Source organism: Streptomyces sp. Edi2, assembly GCF_040253635.1.
Classification (GTDB): Bacteria; Actinomycetota; Actinomycetes; order Streptomycetales; family Streptomycetaceae; genus Streptomyces.
The window spans coordinates 4,053,385-4,074,540 of sequence record NZ_JBEJGX010000003.1 but is presented as its reverse complement, the minus strand read 5'-3'; the positions used below and the strand labels follow the sequence as shown (position 1 = coordinate 4,074,540).

At 70.9% G+C, this 21,156-nt stretch carries 21 protein-coding genes; 14 read left to right on the top strand and 7 right to left on the bottom strand.

Features of this window, described 5'->3' with window-relative positions:
- The first annotated feature begins 560 nt into the window (after positions 1 to 560).
- Positions 561 to 926: a hypothetical protein gene (locus ABR737_RS21285; protein WP_350251722.1), complete on the top strand. Its 366-nt coding sequence runs from the start codon at positions 561 to 563 to the stop codon at positions 924 to 926.
- Between the two features lie 253 nt (positions 927 to 1,179).
- Here ABR737_RS21285 and ABR737_RS21280 read toward each other — a convergent pair whose 3' ends face one another.
- Entirely contained in the window at positions 1,180 to 1,470 is a 291-nt protein-coding gene (locus ABR737_RS21280) for a hypothetical protein (protein WP_350251721.1), read from the bottom strand.
- Between the two features lie 490 nt (positions 1,471 to 1,960).
- On the opposite strand from ABR737_RS21280, the gene ABR737_RS21275 reads away from it, so the two are divergent.
- A complete protein-coding gene (locus tag ABR737_RS21275; protein ID WP_350251720.1) occupies positions 1,961 to 2,191 on the top strand; it encodes a type A2 lantipeptide in 231 nt (76 codons plus the stop codon).
- A 326-nt stretch (positions 2,192 to 2,517) separates the two neighbouring features.
- On the opposite strand, the gene ABR737_RS21270 is transcribed toward ABR737_RS21275, so the two are convergent.
- Together ABR737_RS21270 and ABR737_RS21265 are read right to left on the bottom strand one after the other, a co-directional pair.
- A complete protein-coding gene (locus ABR737_RS21270; protein WP_350251719.1) occupies positions 2,518 to 3,276 on the bottom strand; it encodes an SDR family NAD(P)-dependent oxidoreductase in 759 nt (252 codons plus the stop codon).
- 86 nt (positions 3,277 to 3,362) lie between these two features.
- Complete coding sequence (locus tag ABR737_RS21265; protein WP_350251718.1) at positions 3,363 to 3,698, bottom strand: YnfA family protein; 336 nt, start codon at positions 3,696 to 3,698, stop codon at positions 3,363 to 3,365.
- A gap of 321 nt (positions 3,699 to 4,019) precedes the next feature.
- On the opposite strand from ABR737_RS21265, the gene ABR737_RS21260 reads away from it, so the two are divergent.
- A complete protein-coding gene (locus ABR737_RS21260) occupies positions 4,020 to 4,760 on the top strand; it encodes an AAA family ATPase (protein ID WP_350251717.1) in 741 nt (246 codons plus the stop codon).
- On the opposite strand, the gene ABR737_RS21255 is transcribed toward ABR737_RS21260, so the two are convergent.
- Complete coding sequence (locus tag ABR737_RS21255) at positions 4,717 to 6,462, bottom strand: FAD-dependent monooxygenase (RefSeq protein ID WP_350251716.1); 1,746 nt, start codon at positions 6,460 to 6,462, stop codon at positions 4,717 to 4,719. The two genes, ABR737_RS21260 and ABR737_RS21255, sit on opposite strands and share 44 nt — an antisense overlap.
- 225 nt (positions 6,463 to 6,687) lie before the next feature.
- On the opposite strand from ABR737_RS21255, the gene ABR737_RS21250 reads away from it, so the two are divergent.
- Complete coding sequence (locus ABR737_RS21250) at positions 6,688 to 7,320, top strand: TetR/AcrR family transcriptional regulator (RefSeq protein ID WP_350251715.1); 633 nt, start codon at positions 6,688 to 6,690, stop codon at positions 7,318 to 7,320.
- Positions 7,321 to 7,392: 72 nt separating this feature from the next.
- On the opposite strand, the gene ABR737_RS21245 is transcribed toward ABR737_RS21250, so the two are convergent.
- On the bottom strand, positions 7,393 to 8,274 hold the full coding sequence (locus tag ABR737_RS21245) for an AraC family transcriptional regulator (protein ID WP_350251714.1): 882 nt from the start codon (positions 8,272 to 8,274) through the stop codon (positions 7,393 to 7,395).
- Positions 8,275 to 8,426: 152 nt separating this feature from the next.
- Here ABR737_RS21245 and ABR737_RS21240 point away from each other — a divergent pair, with 152 nt between their 5' ends.
- The 3 genes from ABR737_RS21240 (at position 8,427) to ABR737_RS21230 (ending at position 10,737) form a co-directional block, all read left to right on the top strand.
- The gene (locus ABR737_RS21240; protein ID WP_350251713.1) at positions 8,427 to 9,101 is read left to right on the top strand and encodes a TIGR03086 family metal-binding protein; all 675 of its coding nucleotides are present in this window, start codon (positions 8,427 to 8,429) and stop codon (positions 9,099 to 9,101) included.
- A 296-nt stretch (positions 9,102 to 9,397) separates the two neighbouring features.
- Complete coding sequence (locus ABR737_RS21235) at positions 9,398 to 9,907, top strand: cupin domain-containing protein (protein ID WP_350256874.1); 510 nt, start codon at positions 9,398 to 9,400, stop codon at positions 9,905 to 9,907.
- Between the two features lie 23 nt (positions 9,908 to 9,930).
- Positions 9,931 to 10,737, top strand: a complete 807-nt coding sequence (locus tag ABR737_RS21230; protein WP_350256873.1) for an SDR family NAD(P)-dependent oxidoreductase — start codon at positions 9,931 to 9,933, stop codon at positions 10,735 to 10,737.
- An 88-nt stretch (positions 10,738 to 10,825) separates the two neighbouring features.
- Here ABR737_RS21230 and ABR737_RS21225 read toward each other — a convergent pair whose 3' ends face one another.
- Complete coding sequence (locus tag ABR737_RS21225; RefSeq protein ID WP_350256872.1) at positions 10,826 to 11,422, bottom strand: hypothetical protein; 597 nt, start codon at positions 11,420 to 11,422, stop codon at positions 10,826 to 10,828.
- Between the two features lie 306 nt (positions 11,423 to 11,728).
- Here ABR737_RS21225 and hemL point away from each other — a divergent pair, with 306 nt between their 5' ends.
- From hemL to ccsB, 7 genes are all read left to right on the top strand, one after another.
- A complete protein-coding gene (gene hemL / locus ABR737_RS21220; RefSeq protein ID WP_350251712.1) occupies positions 11,729 to 13,054 on the top strand; it encodes a glutamate-1-semialdehyde 2,1-aminomutase in 1,326 nt (441 codons plus the stop codon).
- 71 nt (positions 13,055 to 13,125) lie between these two features.
- A complete protein-coding gene (locus ABR737_RS21215) occupies positions 13,126 to 13,806 on the top strand; it encodes a histidine phosphatase family protein (RefSeq protein WP_350251711.1) in 681 nt (226 codons plus the stop codon).
- Positions 13,807 to 13,952: 146 nt separating this feature from the next.
- Positions 13,953 to 15,182 (top strand): polysaccharide deacetylase family protein, encoded by a 1,230-nt coding sequence (locus ABR737_RS21210; protein ID WP_350251710.1) that lies wholly within the window; start codon positions 13,953 to 13,955, stop codon positions 15,180 to 15,182.
- A gap of 77 nt (positions 15,183 to 15,259) precedes the next feature.
- Entirely contained in the window at positions 15,260 to 15,874 is a 615-nt protein-coding gene (locus ABR737_RS21205) for a TlpA family protein disulfide reductase (RefSeq protein WP_350251709.1), read from the top strand.
- Between the two features lie 4 nt (positions 15,875 to 15,878).
- Positions 15,879 to 16,640, top strand: coding sequence for a cytochrome c biogenesis CcdA family protein (locus tag ABR737_RS21200; RefSeq protein ID WP_350251708.1), 762 nt, complete (start codon positions 15,879 to 15,881; stop codon positions 16,638 to 16,640).
- Between the two features lie 3 nt (positions 16,641 to 16,643).
- Entirely contained in the window at positions 16,644 to 18,455 is a 1,812-nt protein-coding gene (resB, locus tag ABR737_RS21195; protein ID WP_350251707.1) for a cytochrome c biogenesis protein ResB, read from the top strand.
- Positions 18,452 to 19,543, top strand: coding sequence for a c-type cytochrome biogenesis protein CcsB (gene ccsB, locus ABR737_RS21190; protein ID WP_350251706.1), 1,092 nt, complete (start codon positions 18,452 to 18,454; stop codon positions 19,541 to 19,543). The genes resB and ccsB overlap by 4 nt, the downstream gene beginning before the upstream one ends.
- 172 nt (positions 19,544 to 19,715) lie before the next feature.
- On the opposite strand, the gene ABR737_RS21185 is transcribed toward ccsB, so the two are convergent.
- Positions 19,716 to 21,143: an alkaline phosphatase family protein gene (locus tag ABR737_RS21185; protein ID WP_350251705.1), complete on the bottom strand. Its 1,428-nt coding sequence runs from the start codon at positions 21,141 to 21,143 to the stop codon at positions 19,716 to 19,718.
- Positions 21,144 to 21,156: the final 13 nt, after the last annotated feature.

The window sequence follows — 21,156 nt, the reverse complement described above, 5'->3', positions numbered from 1 at the left end:
CAAGTTCTGAATCGCCACTTGGGGCGCGGTCTTCACATGTGGGTGAAAGGGGGTGATCCGGGTGGCAGTGGCGAGTACGGCATCATTCCGGCGGCGCCGACCGCAGGAACGGCATCACTCCGGCGGAGCCGGCCGCAGGATGGGCCGGAACGCCGCGAAGAAGCGGTTCTTCGCCCAGGACCTCAGGTCGTCTGCGTCAAGGGGTGATCTTCGGTGCTGCGCGTGATCGACGGCCCCCGGACCGGCAACGGGGTGAGGGGCGTCGGCCGCCGCTCCACGGGCGGCCCGGAGTTCAGACGCCGTTTCAGTTGGTGGGCGGCGGCAGTCGTTGGGAGCTGTGGCGATGGCGGCCCGGAACGGCGGGGATTTCCTCAGGGGCGGAACACACTCGCCTTATCGGAAAGTGTCGCTTATGTGTCTTTCCGTGGTTCCGAAAGCGACGGAAGTGAGAGGCGGGGTGCGGACGTAAGGATCGACGTGTGATCCAAGATCCGGAACCGATACGGAATCGCAGGTTTGAAAGAGGTTTCGGGTATCCGTGCGAGGCAAGCAAGGAGGGCATGAGCAATCCCCATGAACCCGTACCCGCACATGACACCTACCACCCCTATGGCCATAACGGGGGCGCCTATGGGCGTAACCAGGACGGCACCGGGGCAAACCGGGCAGCATTGATCATTCATACGCTCGCGGACATCGCGGCAGGATTTCTGGGCCTCTGGATCCTGCTGTACCTGCTTGAGGCAAACCAGGGAAATGTCTTCGTCGGCTTTGTGCACGGTATGGCCGACTTCCTCGCCGGCTGGTCTCAGGACATCTTCACCATGAAGCTCGAAGGTCTGCGGGTTTTCCTCAACTATGGCCTGCCTGCTGTGATTTACCTTCTGCTCGGTCATGGGATCGCTGCGCGGGTACGCCGCCTCTGACCGCATTCAGACCGGATGCGGAGGCGTGGCCGGCGCGCTCGCCGCACCGGATGCCGGGACAGCGATGCCGGGACGGCGATGCCGGGACGGTCCGTGAGCGCGTCACGTATGCCGGTGGTCGGGGAGGTCCGTGATCAGATCGTGCAGAGAGATCGCGGACCTCGCGGCGCGGCGTCCTCGGCCGTGCCCGCCGCGCACCACATGCCTTTCCCTGCCACCCAGCTCAGCCACTGGTGGCCGGTCGGTAACGCCATCAGTCCACCGCCGCCCTGACCTGCTCATCGACAGGCGTGGCCCGTACCGCGATCGGCCATTTCGCGGGTGGACCGTGCGGGCTCCGTGGCTCGAAGGAGCCCGAGGCCCGCACCTCGGCCGTCCTCGTACGACCCTGCTCGTGCAGCTGCTGCGCCGGCTCCCAACTGGCGGCGTGTGCCCGCCCTTTGGCGCCCGTCGCAGTGAGCGGCGGCTCTTCGGTCAGGGGGCCGTCCGCCGGGCCGTAGCCGTAGCCGTAGCCGTAGCCGTAGCCGTAGAGGTTGCCCGGCATGACCAGGGTGGCCCCGGTGCCTCGGCCGCCCCGCGGACCGACGCGGTCGGCGGCGGCCGGTCACTCGCCCAGCGCGCGCAGGGCGGTGGGGTACGGCCCACCCTGCGCATTCTCTACGCAGAATGGGCACGTACTCGCTGCCGAATCCCGTTTCACGCAGGGCGCTCCCGCTCCCGGGGTTGATATGTCCTTCGAGTGGCACTGTCGGTACCCCTCCACAATCCCTGGTCGGCGAAAAGTACGTGAAGGAGTCGTCACCATCCGGTCGAGAATTCCACCGGCCGACATCATGCGATACCGGAAAGTCTGCAGAAATGGCCGACGGGTCGGGGTAGCCGGGCGCCCGTGGACGTGGTTTGATCTCGCGTCAATCGGAAGTTGCGTACCCGCTTCCGGATGTCAGGGGTCGTTTAACCGGCAGGAGCAGCCTCTCGCCGGGGCGGCCGATATCGCTCAGGATCACCACGAACCACCAAGGGAAGGGCCAGCCATGCGTAAGGACTCCATGCCCCAGAACGAGGCTCACGAGATCGCCGACAGCGAACTGGACAATGTCTCCGGCGGAATTCTCGGGGCCGAAAACCTGCTGGGCGGCGCAGACTCCTCCCTGCCCACTCTGCCTGCGCTGCCCGCTCTGGGTGGCTCGGTTTCGGGCGGCGTGAGCGGTCAGATAGGCCCCGTCTCGGGCCATGCAGGGATCTCCGGCGGCGCCGGCCTCTGACGCCACCTGCACCCGGTGAACCCTGGTCCGCAGCACTCGCCCCACCGGTGCATCCGCATTCCAGTGGAGTGATCATGGGCCCCGGCGCGTTGGGCGGTCTCTACGGATCGTCGCAACGGTCGAGGTTGTGGCCAGGCTGAAGCAGGTGGCGTGGGGTGTGTGAAGGGCTGGGGGCTGAGAGGGCGTAGCCCTGGGCGGTCCGGCGTGGTGTGCGCCGGACCGCTCTTCGCATGTCGCCAGGCCGCCCGTGCCTCCGTGGAGCGTGTCTGCCTGGAGCGTGTCCACGTGAGCGCATCTCAGGTGGTGCGTCTCAGGTGGTGCCTGTCTCAGGTGGTGCGGTGGACCTTGGAGTTGGAGGCCTGGGCGCGGGGGCGGACCACCAGCAGGTCGATGTTGACGTGGGCGGGGCGGGTGATCGCCCAGGTGATGGTGTCGGCGACATCGTCCGCGTTCAGCGGCTGGTCGACGCCCTCGTAGACCTTGGCCGCCTTGGCGGAGTCGCCACGGAAGCGGGTGGTGGCGAACTCGTCGGTCTTGACCATGCCCGGGGCGACCTCGATGACGCGCACCGGCTCGCCGCACAGCTCCAGGCGGAGCGTTTCGGCGATGACATGGGCGCCGTGCTTGGCGGCGACATAACCGCCGCCGCCCTCGTAGGTGCCGTGGCCGGCGGTGGAGGAGAGGACGACGACCGTGCCCTCGCCGGAGGCGGTGAGGGCGGGCAGCAGTGCCTGGGTCATGTGGAGCACGCCCAGCACATTGACCTCGTACATCGCGCGCCAGTCGGCGGGGTCGCCGGTGGCGACCGGCTCCGCGCCGTAGGCCCCGCCGGCGTTGTTGACCAGGACGTCGACGGAGGGGTAGCGCTCGAGGGCGGCCGCGAAGGCGTCGACGGCGGCGCGGTCGGTGACGTCGAGGGCGTAAGCCTCGGCGTCCGGCAGCTCGGCGGCGAGCGCTTCGATGCGGTCCTTGCGGCGGGCGGTGAGCACCACGCGGTAGCCGGCAGCGGCCAGGGCCCGCGCGGTGGCGGCGCCGATGCCGCTGCTCGCTCCGGTGACGACGGCGGTACGGACCTCGGCGGTCATGGCACTCTCCTCGGGGCTGTGGGGGGTCCCCCTGTTCCGCACGGGCTCGGGGGAGGATGGTCCGCGGCCAGGATATGCAGGCGGCCTCAACGGCCTCTGGGGGCATACATGATCACTGCCATTCCGGCCAGGCAGATCAGTGCGCCGGTCACATCCCAGCGGTCGGGGCGGTAGCCGTCGGCGATCGCGCCCCAGGCCAGCGATCCGGCGACGAAGACACCGCCGTACGCGGCGAGGATGCGGCCGAACGCGGCGTCCGGCTGGAACGTGGCGACCCAGCCGTACGCCCCGAGCGCGATCACTCCGGCGCCGATCCAGACCCAGCCCTTGTGTTCGCGGACGCCCTGCCAGACCAGCCAGGCACCGCCGATTTCGAAGAGGGCGGCGACGAGGAAGAGGGCGGCGGAGCGGGCGAACAGCATGCGTGAAGCCTACGGAAACGGGGCCTCGGTCCGGCTGGGGCATACCGCTCGGCTGGGGCGGGCTGCCGGGAGGGACGGGGTGCCGGGCTGGGGCGGGCGCCGGCGGGGGGATACGTCGGGGCGGGCAGGGGAGCCTCCAGGGTCCGGCGGGGGCGGGGCGGGGGCGGGTGCCGGTTGGGGGCGTCGGGGGCGGACGGAGGGGCCTCCGGGGCTGGGCGGGGGATGGGGCAAGTCGGGCAGGGGCTCTTCCAGGGCCGGGCGGGGGATTCGTCAGGGTGCTGTGGGCGGATGGCTGTCAGTGGGGTGTGAGAGCTTCGGGGCATGCTGATCGAACGGGCTTACGTGGACGTTCCGGAGGGGGAGGGGACGGCCGGGGACGGCTGGCCCTGGACGGTGCCGTGTGTGCGCCAGCTGGCCGACGAGGGGCTGGCCTTCCGTGCTCCGGTCACGTTTCTGGTGGGGGAGAACGGTTCGGGCAAGTCGACGCTGGCCGAGGCACTGGCGGAAGGCTTCGGACTGGATTCGTACGGCGGCTCGGCGGGATACAAGTACGCGAGTTCACGGGAAGCGTCGCTGCTCGGCGGGCTGATGCGGTTCGACCCGACGCGGGAGGGGCGCCGGATGGTGCGCGGGCCGCGGGGCCGCAGGCGGGGCTTCTTCCTACGGGCCGAGACGGCGCTGGAGGCGCTGAACGGGGAGCGGAGGTCGAACCGGCTGTCCCGGTCCCCGGACGAGATGAGCCACGGGGAGGGCTTTCTGATGGCCTTCCGGGAGCGGTTCTCGCAGCAGGGCCTGTATGTGATGGACGAGCCCGAGGCCGCCCTGTCCTTCTCCTCCTGCCTGGAACTGGTCGGGTTGATGGACGAGTTGGGGAGCGGTGGCGCGCAGATCATCTGCGCCACGCACTCACCGCTGCTGACGGCGCTGCCCGGTGCGGCGATCGTGGAGGTCGGCGAGCACGGGATGCGGAGCGTGGAGTGGGCGGAGCTGGGGCTGGTCGACCACTGGCGGCGCTATCTCAACGATCCCCGGGCATATCTGCGGCATGTGCTGGAGCGGTGAGGGAGGCGGGCCGGCCGGTGCCTATGGGGTCGCCGTCCTCGGGAGCGGCGCCGGTCCAGTGGAGGAGAGCGGAGCGTAGCGCCGCGGCGCGCTCGGCGGGGGCCGTGGCATCGGTGGCCCAGGCGATATAGCCGTCGGGGCGGACGAGAAGCGCCGTGCGGCGGCCGCTGCGCCAGGAGGCGGTGACGACACGGCCGGCGGCGGACCGGGGGGAGTCCTCCTTGCCCGGCGGAGTGTGGGGAACGCCGGGCTCGTCGGCGGGGGTGAGGAGGACGAACCTCCCCTGCCGCAGGAGTGCGTAGAGGCGCCCGCCGTCGGCCAGGCGGATGTCGGGGGCGCGCCGGCCGGCGAGGGGGTGGGCGCCGGGCCCGGCCTTGTAGGCGATGCCGATGCCGGAGACGGTGCGGATCGCGCGGCCGGACAGCGGCGGCAGATGGTTGACGAGCCGGGCGGCGAGTGTGCGGACGGCGCGTCCGGGGGCGGTGTGCAGCAGGGCGAGCCGGATGAGGGCGCCACTGCTGCGCAGCACCTGCTTGCCCACGGGGTGGCGCTCGGTCTGATAGCTGTCCAGGAGGCTGTCGGGGGAGTGGCCCCGGAGCACAGCGGTGAGCTTCCAGCTGAGGTTGGCGGCGTCCTGGAGGCCGGTGTTCATGCCCTGGCCGCCGGCGGGGGAGTGCACATGCGCGGCATCGCCGGCGAGGAACACGCGGCCCACGCGGTAGCGGGGGGCCTGGCGCTCGTCGCTGTGGAAGCGGGAGACCCAGCGGACTTCGGGGACGCCGTAGTCATTGCCGAGGGCGAGCCGGGTGAACTCGCGGACCTCGTCGAGACCGACGGGCGCGTCGTCGTCGGCCTGGCGGTGGCGGTTCCAGCCGATGACGCGGTACCAGCCGTCGCCGAACGAGCCGACCAGGGCGAAGGCGTCGCCGTTGGCGGCGACGGTGAAGGGGGACTCGGGCTCCCGGCTCAGCCGGACATCGGCGAGTACCAGGGAGCGGATCACGGACTTGCCGGGGAACGGCAGGCCGAGGGCTTCGCGGACGATGCTGCGGACGCCATCGGTGCCGACGGTGTAGGCGGCACGGATGCTGCCGAGGCCGTCGGCGGTACGGAAGCGCACCGTCACGCCGTCCGCGTCCTGATCGAGGCCGAGCACTTCGGAGTCGTAGCGGAAGACGACCCCGGCCCGGCGGGCCCGCCGCTCCAGCAGCCGCTCCACCTCGAACTGCGGGGTGATCAGCACGAACGGGAAGCGGGAGCGGAGCCGGGTCGCATCGAAGGTGGCGTCCCCGAACAGGCGGATGGCGGGGACCCGGTGGCCGCCGGCGACCAGCTCGTCGGCGAGGCCCCGGGCGTCCAGTTGCTCAAGGGTGCGGGCATGGACCGCCAGGGCCCGGGTGAGATTGCTGATCGTGGCGGGGCGGCGCTCCAGGAGCGTGACACCCAGGCCCGCCTCGGCGAGGTCCCCGGCGAGCAGCAGGCCGGTCGGGCCCGCGCCCACGACGATGACGTCCGTATCGCGGGCCACCCGGTCGCGGTCCTTCCGGTCGTGGTCCTTGCGATCGCGGTTCTTCCGCGTCGCGTCCGTTCCGGGGGAGCCGTGGTCGTCGTGGCGGCTGTGAGCGCTGCGGCCGTCGTGACCGCTGCTGCCGTCGTGGCCGTCGTGGCCGTCGTGACCGGGCTTGTGGTTCATGGCATCCATGGCTTCCGCCTCCTGCGCCTGTGCCTATGCCTATGCCTGTTCCTGTGCCGGTTTTCGCGTCTGCGCCGTGCCTGTGTGGGTGCGGGTGTCGGTGTCCGTGCCTGCGTCTGCTGGTGTCTGCGCCGGTGCCTGGCGCAATGCCAACGCATGTTGGTCAACGCTTGTTGGCAAGCGTAAGGCGAGCGGATCTGGTGTGTCAACAGGTGTTGGCCTACAGTTGTTGACATGGTCGAACACGCTCCCTCCCCCGCCGAGGCCGCGCCTGTCGCGCCTGCCGCGCCCGACAGCCCGGCGGACCCCGCCCGCCCCCGCCGCTCCGCCGCGACGCGCGCCGCGATCCTGGCCGCCGCCCGGGACCGCTTCGCCGCGGACGGCTATGAGCGCGCCACGATCCGCGCCATCGCCAGGGACGCGGACATCGACCCGTCGATGGTGATGCGCTACTACGGAAACAAGGCCGGTCTCTTCGCGGCCGCCTCCGAGATCGAGGTGCACGCCCCGGATCTCACCCACGTACCGCGCCATGAGGCCGGCGCCCGGCTCGTACGCCACCTTCTGGAGCGCTGGGAGTGCGACGAGACGCTGACCGGCATGATGCGCGTCGGGGTCACCAACGAGGCGGGCGCGCAGCGGATGCGAGGCGTGTTCGCCGAACAGATCAAGCCGGTCCTGGCCGCGGTCTGCCCGGTGCCCGACGAGGCGCCGACCCGTGCCGCGCTGATCGCGTCCCAGATACTCGGCATGGCGCTGTGCCGCTATGTACTGCGCATCCCGCCGGCCGTGAATCTCAGCCACGACGAGGTCGTCGCCTGGCTGGCTCCCACCATCCAGCGCTATCTGACGGCCGAACAGCCCTGATGCCCGAACGGCTATGAGGTCCGACAGCCCTGCTTGCCGGACAGCTTTGAGGGCTCCCGGCGGCGGCCGGGGTCAGCGGACGTAGGTGGTGGGCGGGACCCCGACGGTGGCGCTGACCTCGCGAATCAGATGCGCCTGATCGCTGTAGCCCAGTTCGGCGGCGAGCGCGGCCCAGTCGACCTCCGCGTCGGACGCGGCGCGCTCCAGGGCCTCGTGCACCCGGTAGCGCAGCAGTACCCACTTGGGGCTGACCCCGACGTATCCGGCGAACAGCCGCTGCAGGGCCCGTACGGACATGCCCTCGGCCTGCGCGAAGTCCGCGACCCGGCGGATCGTACGGTCCGTGCGGATCCGGTCGGCCAGTCCCATGACGAGGTCGGCCTGGGCGAGGATCCGGGGCCCGGCATGCACGCGGGGGATCAGGAACGCGTCGAGCGCGGCCACCCGGGCGTCCTCGTCGTCCGGCTCCAGTACGGCGGCTGCGGCACCGGCGGCCGTGACGCCGGGCGTAGCAGTGCCGGGGGCGGCGGTGTCGGGGGTGGTGGTGCCGGTGGCCGTGGCATCGGTGGCCCCGAACACCGTGGCCAGCGGCAACCGGCGGTCCGTCCAGTCCGTGGCGGGCCGCTCCGGGGTGAACGGCCGGAACCCGCCGGGCCGGAACTGCACCCCGCACACCCGCCCGCGCCCCGTCAGCTTCTGTGCGAACAGCTCCAGCCCGACGCCCGCGACCTCACCGAAGCCGGGCCGGTCGGCGTACCGCTGGAAGACGAGGTTCACGCAGGGGTGCGGAACGACATGCGTGGCATACGGCTCGGACAGATCCCAGTCGATCAGCCAGTAGTGCTCGACGTAGGGGCGCAGTGGTGCGGCGGGGGTGCGGCGGCGGAACTGCACCCGCGTGAAGAGTCCGGGGGCGTCGACGATGCCCCGGGCATCGCGCCGTGGAGCGGCCATGCCTGGATTTTAGGGGGTGCCCGCGCCGTCCCGCCCGGCCCGCGAGGTCGGGCCGCAGGCCGCAGCGGTCGGGCGGGCTTTCGCCTGACCGGTCGCGCGGGCTGTCGCATTTTTTCAAGCCGCCTCCGGCCGCGCCCCGTAGCGTCATCGCCATGACCGACATGCAAGACATTCCGGATGAAACGCCCGCGAGTGAAACGGCACCGGCCCCCGCGGCCGCACCGGCTCCCTCGCCCTCATCGGCCCCCGCGTCCCCACCGATCAGCGCGCTGCTCGAAGCGGCGGCCGACGCGGCGCTCCCTGTACTGCGCGGGGTGCGCGACGACCAGCTGGGACTGCCGACGCCGTGCGCCGAGTACGACCTGAGGGCGCTGCTCAACCACCTCTTCCAGGTGGTCGTCGCCTTTCAGACGCTGGCCGCCAAGAAGGACGTGGACTTCAGCACCACCCCCGACCGCCTCGGTGAGTACGGCGCGCGGTGGCCCGACCGGTTCGCCGACGAGACGGCGCGGCTGGTCGAGGCGTGGGCGGCGCCGGGCGCGGAGGACGGCCTGACCGGCGGAATGAACCTGCCGGCCCGGACCGTCGGCGCGATGGTGCTGCTGGATCTGACGGTGCACGCCTGGGACGTGGCGCGGGCGACCGGCAGGCCGTACGCGCCGCCCGTCGGGTGCGTGGCCGAGCTGCGGACACTGGTCGCACAGATGGCCCCGACGGCCCGGAAGATGAACGTCTTCGCCGACCCGCTCCCCGTCCCGCCCGGCGCCCCCGCGCTCGACGTGCTGCTGGCGGAGACCGGCCGTGACCCGTATTGGACAGCCGCCTGACGGGCCGTCGGCCGCCGGGCAATGCCTCCGGCCGGGCAACCACTCCGGCTTGGCAACGCCTCCGGTTTGGCAGCGCCGCTGCACGCACATCGCCTCCGCACGGGCGACGCCCCCGCCGGGCAGTGCCTCCGCGCGGGCTCGGCCACCTGCTCGAATGGGCCCGCACCCAACTGGCGTCACCCCTAGCCTGTACCCACGACCCGGCAGTCAGCGGACCGAGGGGAGGCGGCCGTCAGATGGACGAGCAGTGGACCGGCGAGCAGCGGACGGGCGAGCAGCGGACGGACGAGCGGCCGATGGGCGGCGAGCAGCCGGTGCCCGGCGACCGGCTCCCCGAGGCGCTGATCGACTTCTACGGGCTGACGCCACTGCCCCGTGAAGGCGGACGGTTCCGGCGTACCTGGGCAGGCCCCGAGCGTGCCGACGGACGGCCCGAGGGCTCGGCGATCGTGATGCTGCTGACCGCCGAGCCGGGCGACTTCTCCGCCCTGCACCGGCTGCCCACCGATGAAATCTGGCACTTCTACCGCGGTGATCCGCTCGCCCTGTTCCTCCTCCCTGAAGACGGCGGCGCCCGTACGGTCGTCCTCGGGCCGGATGTGCTCGGCGGGCAGCACGTCCAGTTCACGGTGCCGGCCGGTACCTGGATGGCCGCCGAGGTCGCCGACGGCGGCTCCTGGACGCTCTTCGGCTGCACGATGGCGCCGGGTTTCACCTTCGAGGACTACGAGCACGGGGACGCCGCCGAACTGGCCGCGCGCTTCCCCGAGGAGGCAGCGCGGATCGCCGCCCTGAGCCGACCATGACCGAACCAACCACCGAACCGACCATGACCGAGACCACGTCCGACGTCCCCGGCCCTTCCCCTCACCCCGCTCTCCCCGACCTCCGCGGCCAGGTCGTCCTCGTCACCGGCGCCGCCGGCGGCCTCGGCCGCGGTATCGCGCTGCGGTTCGCCGCCGCGGGAGCCGCCGTCGTGGCGCATTACCGGACGGGCGCCGAGGCGGCGCGGGAGCTGGTCGGGCGGATCGAGGCGGACGGCGGGAGCGCGCTGGCGCTGGCCGCCGATCTGGCCGACGAGGAGGAGTGCCACCGCCTGGTGGCCGAGGCGGCCGGCTGGCGCGGGCGGCTGACCGCGCTGGTGAACAACGCGGGGGTGCAGCCGACGCAGGAGCTGGCGGGGATGTCACTCGCCGACTGGCGGGCGGTGGCGGACGTGAACGTGCACAGCGTCTTCGCCTGCACCCAGGCCGCGGCGGCGGTGATGCGCGCGGGCGCCGGAGGGTCGGTGACGCATATCGCCTCGATCGAGGCGGACCGGCCGGCGCCGCGGCACGCCCACTACTGCGCGTCGAAGGCGGCGGTGGTGATGCATGCGCGTACGGCGGCGCTCGAATACGGGGCATACGGCATCCGCGTCAACAGCGTCTCGCCCGGCCTGATCGACCGGCCCGGCCTGGCCGGGGACTGGCCGGAGGGGGTGCGACGCTGGCAGGCGGCGGCACCCGCCGGGCGGTTGGGCACGCCTCAGGACGTGGGCGATGCCTGTGTCTTCCTCGCCTCGCCGATGGCGTCCTGGATCACCGGGCACGATCTGGTCGTGGACGGCGGTGTGTCGGCCCGCCCCACGTGGTGAGCGGCGGCGTTCGGCCCCGGGTGCGGCGCGGCCCGGGGCGCGGCCGGGCCCCAGGGCCGAGCACCGCGTCTCGCCCCGCGCCGACCCGTTACGGCCACACCAGGCAGTACGCCTGGTGCCCCGCCTCGTGCAGCCGGTGGCTGAAGTCCTGCCACTCGTGCAGCAGCTGGTAGACGGTGAAGGCGTCGCGCGGGCCGCCGCGGTCGGGGACCGTGGACCAGATGAAGGCGGCCGCGCCGACCGACTCCTCGCCGACGCCTCGCAGCGGGTCGACCACGGTCATCGGGAGCTTGACGACGGCGTAGTCGGGGTGGAGGACGACCAGTTCGAGCGGCGGAACCTTATGGAGGGGTATGCCCTCTATACCGGTGAGGACCATGGCGGCCATCGTCTCCGGCTTGATCTTGCTGAACATGCCGCCCATGCCGAGCTCGTCACCGCCGAGCTCCTCGGGACGCATGGAGACGGGGACCCGGGCCGCCGTCGCGCCGTTGGGCGCGCCGAAGTACCTGTACGTCACCCCCATGCGGCCGCCTCTGATTTCCCCGCCTGTGCTCTCGTGGCCCGTGGTTTCCTCGCGCGTGGTCCGGTCACCCGTGGATTCCTCGCGCCGGTGACGGCCGCGCTGGGCGCGCTCGGGACCCCGGTCATTGGTTCCCTCGCCCAGTTCGCCACCGCGATGCATATCTCCACCCGACCACTCGCAGCCCCAGCCGCGCAACCCGATCATCGTCTCAGAGACCTCCCCCGTCACCGGCGCGTGAAACGCCCGGCCGCACGCCCCCGTGCGCCTCTGAGACCATTGCTTGCGTGACTTACTCGTACGTCGGCCCAGTTTCGCAGACGAGTGGGGGCTGACGCCCGGTCGAAAGCGAGAGGAATCAAAAAAGGAGCGAGGGTGAACCGAGCGGCGCCCGCAGGCGTATCGCGAGGAAGATTCCCGCCTCCCTAGTCAGCAGGGCCGCGTCCGCGCGCCGCCCACCCGCCGTTTATGCAGGTCAGGATCACAGTGTCTTTTCCGTATGAAGCCCCTGTTTCGCAGTCGCTCTTCGACCGTGCGTCCGCCGTGACGCCGGGCGGCGTCAACTCTCCGGTGCGGGCGTTCCGCGCCGTGGGCGGTACGCCCCGGTTCATGGTGTCCGGTACCGGTCCGTACCTCACCGACGCCGATGGCCGTGAGTATGTCGACCTCGTGTGCTCCTGGGGGCCGATGATCCTCGGCCACTCGCACCCCGAGGTGATCGCTGCGGTCCAGGAGGCGGTCGCCCGCGGTACGTCCTTCGGCACGCCCGGTGCGGGCGAGGTCGAGCTGGCCGAGGAGATCGTGGCCCGGATCGCGCCGGTCGAGCAGGTGCGGCTGGTCTCCAGCGGCACCGAGGCGACGATGTCCGCGATCCGGCTGGCGCGCGGGTTCACCGGCCGGCCGAAGGTGATCAAGTTCGCGGGCTGCTACCACGGGCACGTGGACGCGCTGCTGGCCGCGGCCGGTTCGGGCGTGGCGACCCTCGGGCTGCCCGACACGCCGGGGGTGACGGGGGCGCAGGCCGGCGACACGATCGTGCTGCCGTACAACGACCTCGAAGCGGTGCGGGCCGCGTTCGCCGCGCACCCGGGCGAGATCGCCTGTGTGATCACGGAGGCGGCGCCGGGCAACATGGGCGTGGTGCCGCCGCTGCCGGGCTTCAACCAGGGCCTGAAGGACCTGTGCGCCGGCGACGGGGCGCTCTACGTCTCCGACGAGGTGATGACCGGCTTCCGCGTCAGCAAGGCCGGTTGGTACGGCATTGATGGGGTACGTCCGGATCTGATGACCTTCGGCAAGGTCATGGGCGGCGGCTTCCCGGCCGCGGCCTTCGGCGGCCGCGCGGACGTCATGGCGCACCTCGCGCCGGCCGGCCCGGTCTACCAGGCGGGCACCCTGTCCGGGAACCCGATCGCCACCGCCGCGGGCGTCGCGCAGCTGCGGCTGCTGGACGACGCCGCGTACGAGAAGGTCGACGCGGTCTCCGCGGAGGTGCGGGGCCTGGTCACCGCCGCGCTGGCGAAGGAGGGCGTGGCGCACCGGCTCCAGGCCGCGGGGAACATGTTCACGGTCTTCTTCACGGATGCCGAGGTGACCGACTACGACGCTGCCAAGGCGCAGGAATCGTTCCGCTTCACCGCCTTCTTCCACTCGATGCTGGCGCAGGGCGTCTACCTGCCGCCGTCCGCCTTCGAGTCGTGGTTCGTCTCGACCGCACACGACGCGGCGGCCGTCGAGCGCATCGCCGCCGCCCTGCCGGCCGCCGCACGGGCCGCGGCCGCGGCGACGGCCTGAGGACACCTCCGGCGCACGGGCCGGTGACTGCTTTCGGCGACTGCTTGCCGACGACTGAATGAATGGGTGACATGAGCAGCGAAGACATCACCGTGGTGCATCTGATGCGGCACGGCGAGGTGCACAACCCCGACGGCGTGCTCTACGGGCGCCGGCCCGGCTACCACCTCTCCGAGCTGGGGCGGAAGATGGCCGACCGGGTGGCGGAGCACCTGGCGGGGCGGGACATCACGCATGTCGTCGCCTCGCCGCTGGAGCGCGCCCAGGAGACCGCGGAGCCGGTCGCCGGGGCGCACGGCCTGGAGACGGCCACCGACGAGCGGCTGATCGAGGCGGCCAACGTCTTCGAGGGGAAGACCTTCGGGGTCGGTGACGGTGCGCTGAAGAAGCCGGGGAACTGGAAGTACCTGACGAATCCGTTCCGGCCCTCCTGGGGCGAGCCGTACCTCGAGCAGGTGGTGCGGATGATGGCGGCGCTGGGCGCGGCACGGGACGCGGCGCGCGGGCACGAGGCGGTGGCGGTCAGCCATCAGCTGCCGATCTGGATCGTGCGCAGCTTCGCTGAGCGGCGGCGGCTGTGGCACGACCCGCGGAAGCGGCAGTGCACGCTGGCCTCGCTGACGTCGTTCACCTTCCACGGCGACAAGATCATTTCGGTGGGCTACAGCGAGCCCGCGCGCGACCTGGTTCCCTCCCATCTCCTGGCCGGCGCCAAACCGGTCAAGGGAAAGGCCAAGGCTTTCGGGGCCTGACGGCGCATCACTTGGCGGAATGTCATATGCAGGCGAAATGACCTGTCCAGACGCATAACTCGTCACCCCGACGCTCGACATGCCCTCCTCTCCATTGTCCGTTTATATGGATATTGAGTTCGGCGAGCACGGATGGGGACGAGGGTATGCGCGCGATCAGCCGGCGAAGCCTGCTGGGTATGGGAGTCGGTGCAGCCGCTGCGCTGGGCATCGCCGGCTGCTCGTCGACGGACTCGGATGGCGTGGGGGCCGGCAAACAGCGGGTCAAGAACTCGGTCCAGGCCCGGGCAAAGCTCATCGGTGACGGTTCGACAGCATATTCCGGCGCGCAGCCCCATCAGCCCAAGGCACCCGAACGACTCGAGCCCGGCCAGACCCCGCCGCAGTTCGTGGTCTTTTCCTGGGACGGGGCCGGAGAGGTCGGCAACGGCCTCTTCCCCCGTTTCCTCCAGCTCGCCAGGGACCACGGCGCGGCCATGACCTTCTTCCTCTCCGGCCTGTATCTCCTGCCCGAATCCCAGAAGCACCTTTACGACCCGCCGAACAACGCGCAGGGCGCCTCCGACATCCCCTATCTCAGCGACGACCACATCAGGGAGACGCTGAAGTACGTGCGGGAGGCCTGGCTGGACGGCCACGAGGTCGGCACCCACTTCAACGGGCACTTCTGCGGCAACGCCCCGACCTCGGTCAAGTACTGGACGCCCCGGCAGTGGCAGTCCGAGATCGACCAGGCGATGGACTTCGTCACGCAGTGGCGCACGAACACCGGATTCACCGACCTCGAACCGCTGCCCTTCGACTACCGCAAGGAATTGGTCGGCGGCCGCACCCCCTGCCTGCTGGGCCAGAGAAACCTGCTGCCCACCGCCCAGGAACTCGGCTGGCGGTACGACGCCAGCTCGCCCGGCGGTATGCAGATGTGGCCGAGGAAGAAGCGGGGCCTGTGGGACTTCCCGCTCCAGCTGATTCCGTTCCCGGGGCACAGTTCCCAGGTGCTCTCGATGGACTACAACATGCTCTTCAATCAGTCGAAGAACTCCACGCAGGCTCCGCCGGTCAACTACCCGGGCTGGCGGCAGCAGGCCACCGACGCCTACATTTCCGGATTCCGCCGGGCCTACGAGACGAATCGCGCGCCGTTCTTCATCGGCAACCACTTCGAACAGTGGAATGGCGGCATCTACATGGATGCCGTCGAGGAAGCGCTCAAGCACATTGCCAATGAGCAGAACAAAGATGTCCGTCTGGTGTCGTTCCGGCAGTTCACCGACTGGCTGGACGCACAGGACCCGGAGGTGGTGAGCAAGCTCCAGCAGCTTCCGGTCGGAGCGCGGCCCTACGGCGGCTGGAAGTCGTATTTGTCGGCGGCCTGACGGCTACCCCCGGGCGGCGGCAGGCCGTCGGAGGGGGGCGCGGAAGATCCGGAATGGGCCCATGCGAAACTTTTCACATGAGTGCTTGCCGCGCCCCCCGCCGCCTCACGAGCCGCCGCCGCATCACCCTGCTCGCCGCAGGGGCGGCGGCCGCGTCGCTGACGCTCAGCGCCTGCGGCGACGGCGCCTCCGGCGGCTCCTCCCAGACCCGGTTCGTCCAGGGCAAGAACGGCATCGACACCGTCACGAAGGACGAGCGGAAGCCGGCCCCCGATCTTTCGGGTGAGACCACCACCGGCAAGAAGCTGGACATCGCCGACTACAAGGGCAAGGTCGTCATCCTCAACGTCTGGGGATCATGGTGCGGGCCCTGCATCGCCGAGGCGCCGAACTTCGCCAAGGTCGCGAACGACACCAAGGCCAAGGGCGTCCAGTTCGTCGGGATCAACACCCGCGACTCCGAGAAGTCGCAGGCCAACAGCTTCGAGGAAGAGCACAAGATGCCCTACCCGAGCCTGTTCGACCCGACCGGCCGGCTGATGCTGCGCTTCCCCAAGGGCAGCCTCAACCCGCAGTCCATCCCCTCCACGATCGCCATCGACCGGCACGGCAAGATCGCCGCCCGCTCGATCGGCCCGCTCGCCGAGGACGATCTCCGCAAGATGATCACCCCGCTGATCGCCGAGAAGTGATCACGTGATCGCGCTCGCCGCCGCCGCGGAAAACCAGACCGTCCTCAACGGGACCCTGCTCGCCGCCGTCCCCCTCGCGCTCGTCGCCGGACTCGTCTCCTTCTTCTCGCCCTGCGTCCTGCCGCTGGTGCCGGGCTATATGTCGTACGTCACCGGCGTCACCGGCACCGACCTCGGCGAGGCCCGGCGCGGCCGGATGCTGGCCGGCGCCGCGCTCTTCGTCCTCGGCTTCACCGCCGTCTTCGTCTCCGGCGGCGCCCTCTTCGGGTTCTTCGGCCAGACCCTGCAGCAGTACAAGGACGTCGTCTCGCGGGTCCTCGGCGTGCTGATGATCCTGCTCGGGCTGGCCTTCGCCGGCATCCTCAAGCGCTTCGGACAGCGCGAACTGCGCTTCCACATGAAGCCCGCGATGGGACTGGCCGGCGCACCGGTGCTCGGGGTGCTCTTCGGCGTCGGCTGGACGCCGTGCCTCGGCCCCACCTTCGCCGCCGTCAGCGCCCTCGCGTACTCCGGCGCCAGCGCCGGCCGCGGCGCCCTGCTCACCGTGGCGTACTGCCTCGGCCTGGGCGTGCCGTTCATCGTCGTCGCGCTGGCCTTCCGCCGGGCCCTCGGCGCCTTCGGCTGGGTCAAGCGGCACTATCTGTGGGTGATGCGGATCGGCGGCGGGATGATGGTCGCCCTCGGCATCCTCCTCGTCACCGGCATCTGGGACAGCCTGATGTCCGAGCTCCAGAGCTGGACGCAAAGCTCCACCGTTGGGATCTGATTGATGTCCACCAAGACCGACACCCCCCGCGACCCGGGCTCCGCTGCCGACGCGGGCAGTGATCTCGGCGCGGCCGGATCCCAGCTCTCCACCGCGCCCACGGAAGACGTCACCTTCCCCTCGCTCGGCCCGCTCGGCTGGGCACGCTGGTTCTGGCGGCAGCTGACCTCGATGCGGGTCGCGCTGCTGCTGCTCTTCCTGCTGTCCATCGGCGCGATCCCCGGCTCGCTGATCCCGCAGACCAGCGTCGACCCGGTCAAGGTCGACCAGTTCAAGGCCGACCACTCCACCCTCGCGGGCATCTACGACAAGCTCGGGATGTTCCACGTCTACAGCTCGGTGTGGTTCTCCGCGATCTACCTGCTGCTGTTCATCTCGCTGATCGGCTGCATCGTGCCGCGCAGCTGGCAGTTCGTCGGACAGCTCCGCGGCCGCCCGCCGGCCGCCCCGCACCGGCTGACCCGGCTGCCCGCGTACACCACCTGGCGCACCGAGGCGGCCCCCGAGGAAGTCCTCGGCGCGGCGCAGCGGCTGCTGAAGAAGCGGCGCTTCCGCGCCCACCCCGACGCCACCGCGGTCGCCGCCGAGAAGGGCTACCTGCGCGAGGTCGGCAACCTCGTCTTCCACGTCGCGCTGATCGTGATGCTGGTGGCGTTCGCCGTCGGCGGCCTGTGGAAGTCCGAGGGCAACAAGCTCGTCACCGAGGGCGACGGCTTCGCCAACAGCCTCACGCAGTACGACGAGTTCAAGTCGGGCCCGTTCTACGACACCGACGACATGGACCCGTTCGGCTTCAAGCTCGACCGCTTCGACGCGACGTACGAACGGACCGGGCCCCAGCGGGGCACCCCGCGCACCTACCGGGCGCAGATCTCCTACTACCTCGGCGCCGACGGCAAGCAGCACCACACCGCCATCGAGGTGAACACCCCCCTCGACATCGGGGGCAACCGGGTCTACCTGCTCTCGCACGGCTACTCGCCCGTCGTCACCGTCAAGGACGGCCGCGGCAAGACCGTCTTCCACGGCGCCACGGCCTTCCTGCCCGCCGACCCCAAGAACCTCACCTCGACCGGTGTGGTGAAGGTGCCCGGCGCGCAGACCAAGGACGGCAAGCGCAACCAGCTCGGCTTCCAGGCCATGTTCGTCCCGACGTTCGGCGGCCGCGGCACCGGCTCGATGTTCTCGCAGTTCCCGGCGCTGGACTTCCCCGTGCTCTCGGTCAACGCGTACCACGGCGACCTCGGCCTGGACTCCGGCCTGCCGCAGAGCGTCTACAAGCTGGACACCAAGCGCCTCAAGAAGTACCAGGACGGCAAGGGCAGCATCCTCAAGAAGATGCTGCTCCCCAAGGACCGCGTGGAGCAGCACGCGGGCTCCAAGAACAAGGGCGCCGTCCGCGCCGCCGAAGCCCAGACCACGATGAAGCTGCCGAACGGCCAGGGCTCCATCACCTTCGAGGGCGTCAAGAGCTGGGCCAGCTTCAAGGTCTCCCACCAGCCCGGCAACGGCCTGGCACTGACCGGCGCGGTCGCCGCCCTGCTGGGCCTGGCCGGGTCGCTGTTCATCCAGCGCCGCCGGGTGTGGGTCCGGGCGGAGAAGGGCGCCGACGGCGTCACCGTGGTCGAGATGGCCGGGCTCGGCCGCAGCGAATCGGCCCGGCTGCCGGACGAACTCGGCGCTCTCGCCGGCGACCTGTTCCCGCAGGCCCCGCCCGCTCCCGACGCCCCCGCACCCGCCCCCGACACCGAAGACCCCGCGGAGCCCACTGACTCTGACGGACCTGCTGACCCCTCCGAAGGAGCGCGCGCGTGAACATCGCGGCCGCAGCCAACGAGACACTGGCGCACAACAGCAACCTGCTGGTCTATTCCGCGATGGCGGTCTATACGCTCGCCTTCCTCGCGCACATGGCCGAGTGGGTGTTCGGCAGCCGCAGCAAGGTCGGCCGCACCGCCGCCGCCCTGACCGCGCAGTCCACGGCGTCCGCGACGGTCACCGCCCGCAAGAAGTCCCAGCAGGGCGGCGCGACCGCCGTACTGGAGCGGCCCGAGGTCGTCACCAAGTCCGTCGCCGGCAGCCGCGACGTCCCCGACGGGCCGGGCGCCGCGGGCGACACCGAGAAGGGCGACCTCTACGGGCGGATCGCCATCTCGCTGACCGTCCTGGCCTGGGCGCTGCACGTGGGCGGCGTCGTCACCCGCGCCCTGTCCGTGGAGCGTGCCCCCTGGGGCAACATGTACGAGTTCTCCACGACCTTCGCCGCGGTCGCCGTGGGCCTCTACCTCCTGCTGCTCGCCCTCGGGAAGAAGGTCCGCTGGATCGGGCTGCCCCTGGTCACCACCGTCCTGCTCGACCTCGGGCTGGCCGTCTCGGTGCTCTACACCGCCAGTGACCAGCTGGTGCCCGCGCTGCACTCGTACTGGCTGTGGATCCACGTCAGCTGCGCGATCATCTCCGGCGCGGCGCTCTACCTCGGCGCCGTCTCCACCCTGCTCTTCCTGTTCCGCGACTCCTACGAGAGCAAGCTCGCCGACCCCGCGGGCAAGCAGCCCGGCGCCTTCGCCTCGTCCGTACTGGAGCGGCTGCCCTCGGCCGCCTCGCTCGACAAGTTCGCCTACCGCGTCAACGCCACCATCTTCCCGCTGTGGACGTTCACCATCATCGCGGGCGCCATCTGGGCCGAGGCCGCATGGGGCCGCTACTGGGGCTGGGACCCCAAGGAGGTCTGGGCCTTCATCACCTGGGTCGCCTACGCCACCTACCTGCACGCCCGCGCCACCGCAGGCTGGAAGGGCCGCAAGGCCGCCTACCTGGGCCTGATCGGCTTCGCCTGCTACCTGTTCAACTACTACGGCGTGAACATCTTCGTGACGGGCCTGCACTCCTACGCGGGGGTCTGAACCGCTCGGAGCTGGTCTCATTCGGTCCGGTCCGGCCTGATCCGGTCCGACCCGCCCGCCCCCGCGGACGGCGCGCTGCTGCCCGGTGCCGTACGGGACGCCTCCTTACGAGGCCGGCCCGTACGGCACCGTCGTATCCAGGGGGAGGGCGCCCGCCCGCCGGCGGCAGGCCTCAGCGCCGCCTGCGCCGGCCGCGCTCCTGACGCGGCTGCTGCTGCCCCGCCCCCGGCAGCGTCGGCTTCGGCAGGTTCGCCACCTCCCACTGCGCCTCGACCAGCTGCTCGGCGGTGTCACGGGGCAGCCGCGGCGGGCGGTGCGCCCGGTGACGGAAGCCGAACGCCGACGTCAGATCGCCGAACGCCGACCGCCGCCAGTCGCTGATGTTCGGCTCCGCCACACCCGTCCAGCGCTCCAGGAACTGCAGCACCGAGGTGTGGTCGAAGGGATCGCCGGCGGCCCAGCCGCCCACCGTCCACGGCGAGATGATCAGACACGGCACACGGAACCCGCCGCCGATCGGCAGGCCCCGGACGAACTCGTCCTTGGTCCCGGCCGGCGGCACCGGCGGCGGCACATGATCGAAGAGCCCGTCGTTCTCGTCGTAGTTCAGGATGAAGACGGTCTTCGCCCACAGCCGCGGGTTGGACGCGATCGCCTCGATCTTCCGCGCGACGTAGTCGGCGCCGGCGGCCGGCAGATAGTCCGGGTGCTCGGACTGGTGGCTGGTGGGGATCAGCCACGAGACGGCCGGCAGCCGGCCGGCCCGGGCATCGTCCTCGAACGTCCCGGCCGGCTGCGCCCGCATCCCGCGCTCGTACAGCGGCTCACCCGGCTTGGCGTCCCGGAAGGTCTGGAACTGCTCCAGCAGGTTGCAGCCGTAGTCGTCCTCCTCCTGGTAGACCTTCCAGCTGATCCCTGCCGCCTCCAGCCGCTCGGCGTAGGTCGTCCAGCGGTACGGCTTGGGCGCGGTGTTGTTCAGCACCGGACCGCCCAGGGTGCCGCCCGGGTCGAGGGTGCCGGTCATCCAGTACAGCCGGTTGGGCCAGGTCGGACCGAAGACCGAGCAGAAGTAGTTGTCGCACAGCGTGAACGCCTCGGCGAGGGCGAACTGAAAAGGGATGTCCGCCCGCGTGTGATAGCCCATCACATACGGCCCGTTGACCCCGTCGGCCTTGCGGTGCGCGGGCAGCCAGCGGTCCATCGTGCCGCCGTTCCACGCCTCGTGCTGCACCGACCAGGCATGGCTGGTGGAGGGGATGGCCTGGGCGCTGGTGGTGTGCGTGTTGAGGCGGAACGGCAGCAGATAGCCGTCCGGGTTCGCCGCGTCCGGCTGATGGAAGACGGACCGGCCGTCCGGCAGCGTCAGCGCGTCCGGGTCGGCGAAGCCGCGGACGCCGCGCAGGGTGCCGAAGTAGTGGTCGAACGACCGGTTCTCCTGCATCAGCATCACGACGTGCTCGACGTCGTGCAGCGAGCCGTGCCGCGCCGGTCCGGCGGCGACGGCCTTCTGCACGCTGGGCGGCAGCAGCGACAGCGCGGCGGCGCCGCCGACTGCGCCGGCCGCCGAGCCGAGGAGTCTGCGTCGGGTCATGTCGGGCATATGTGCCACTCTC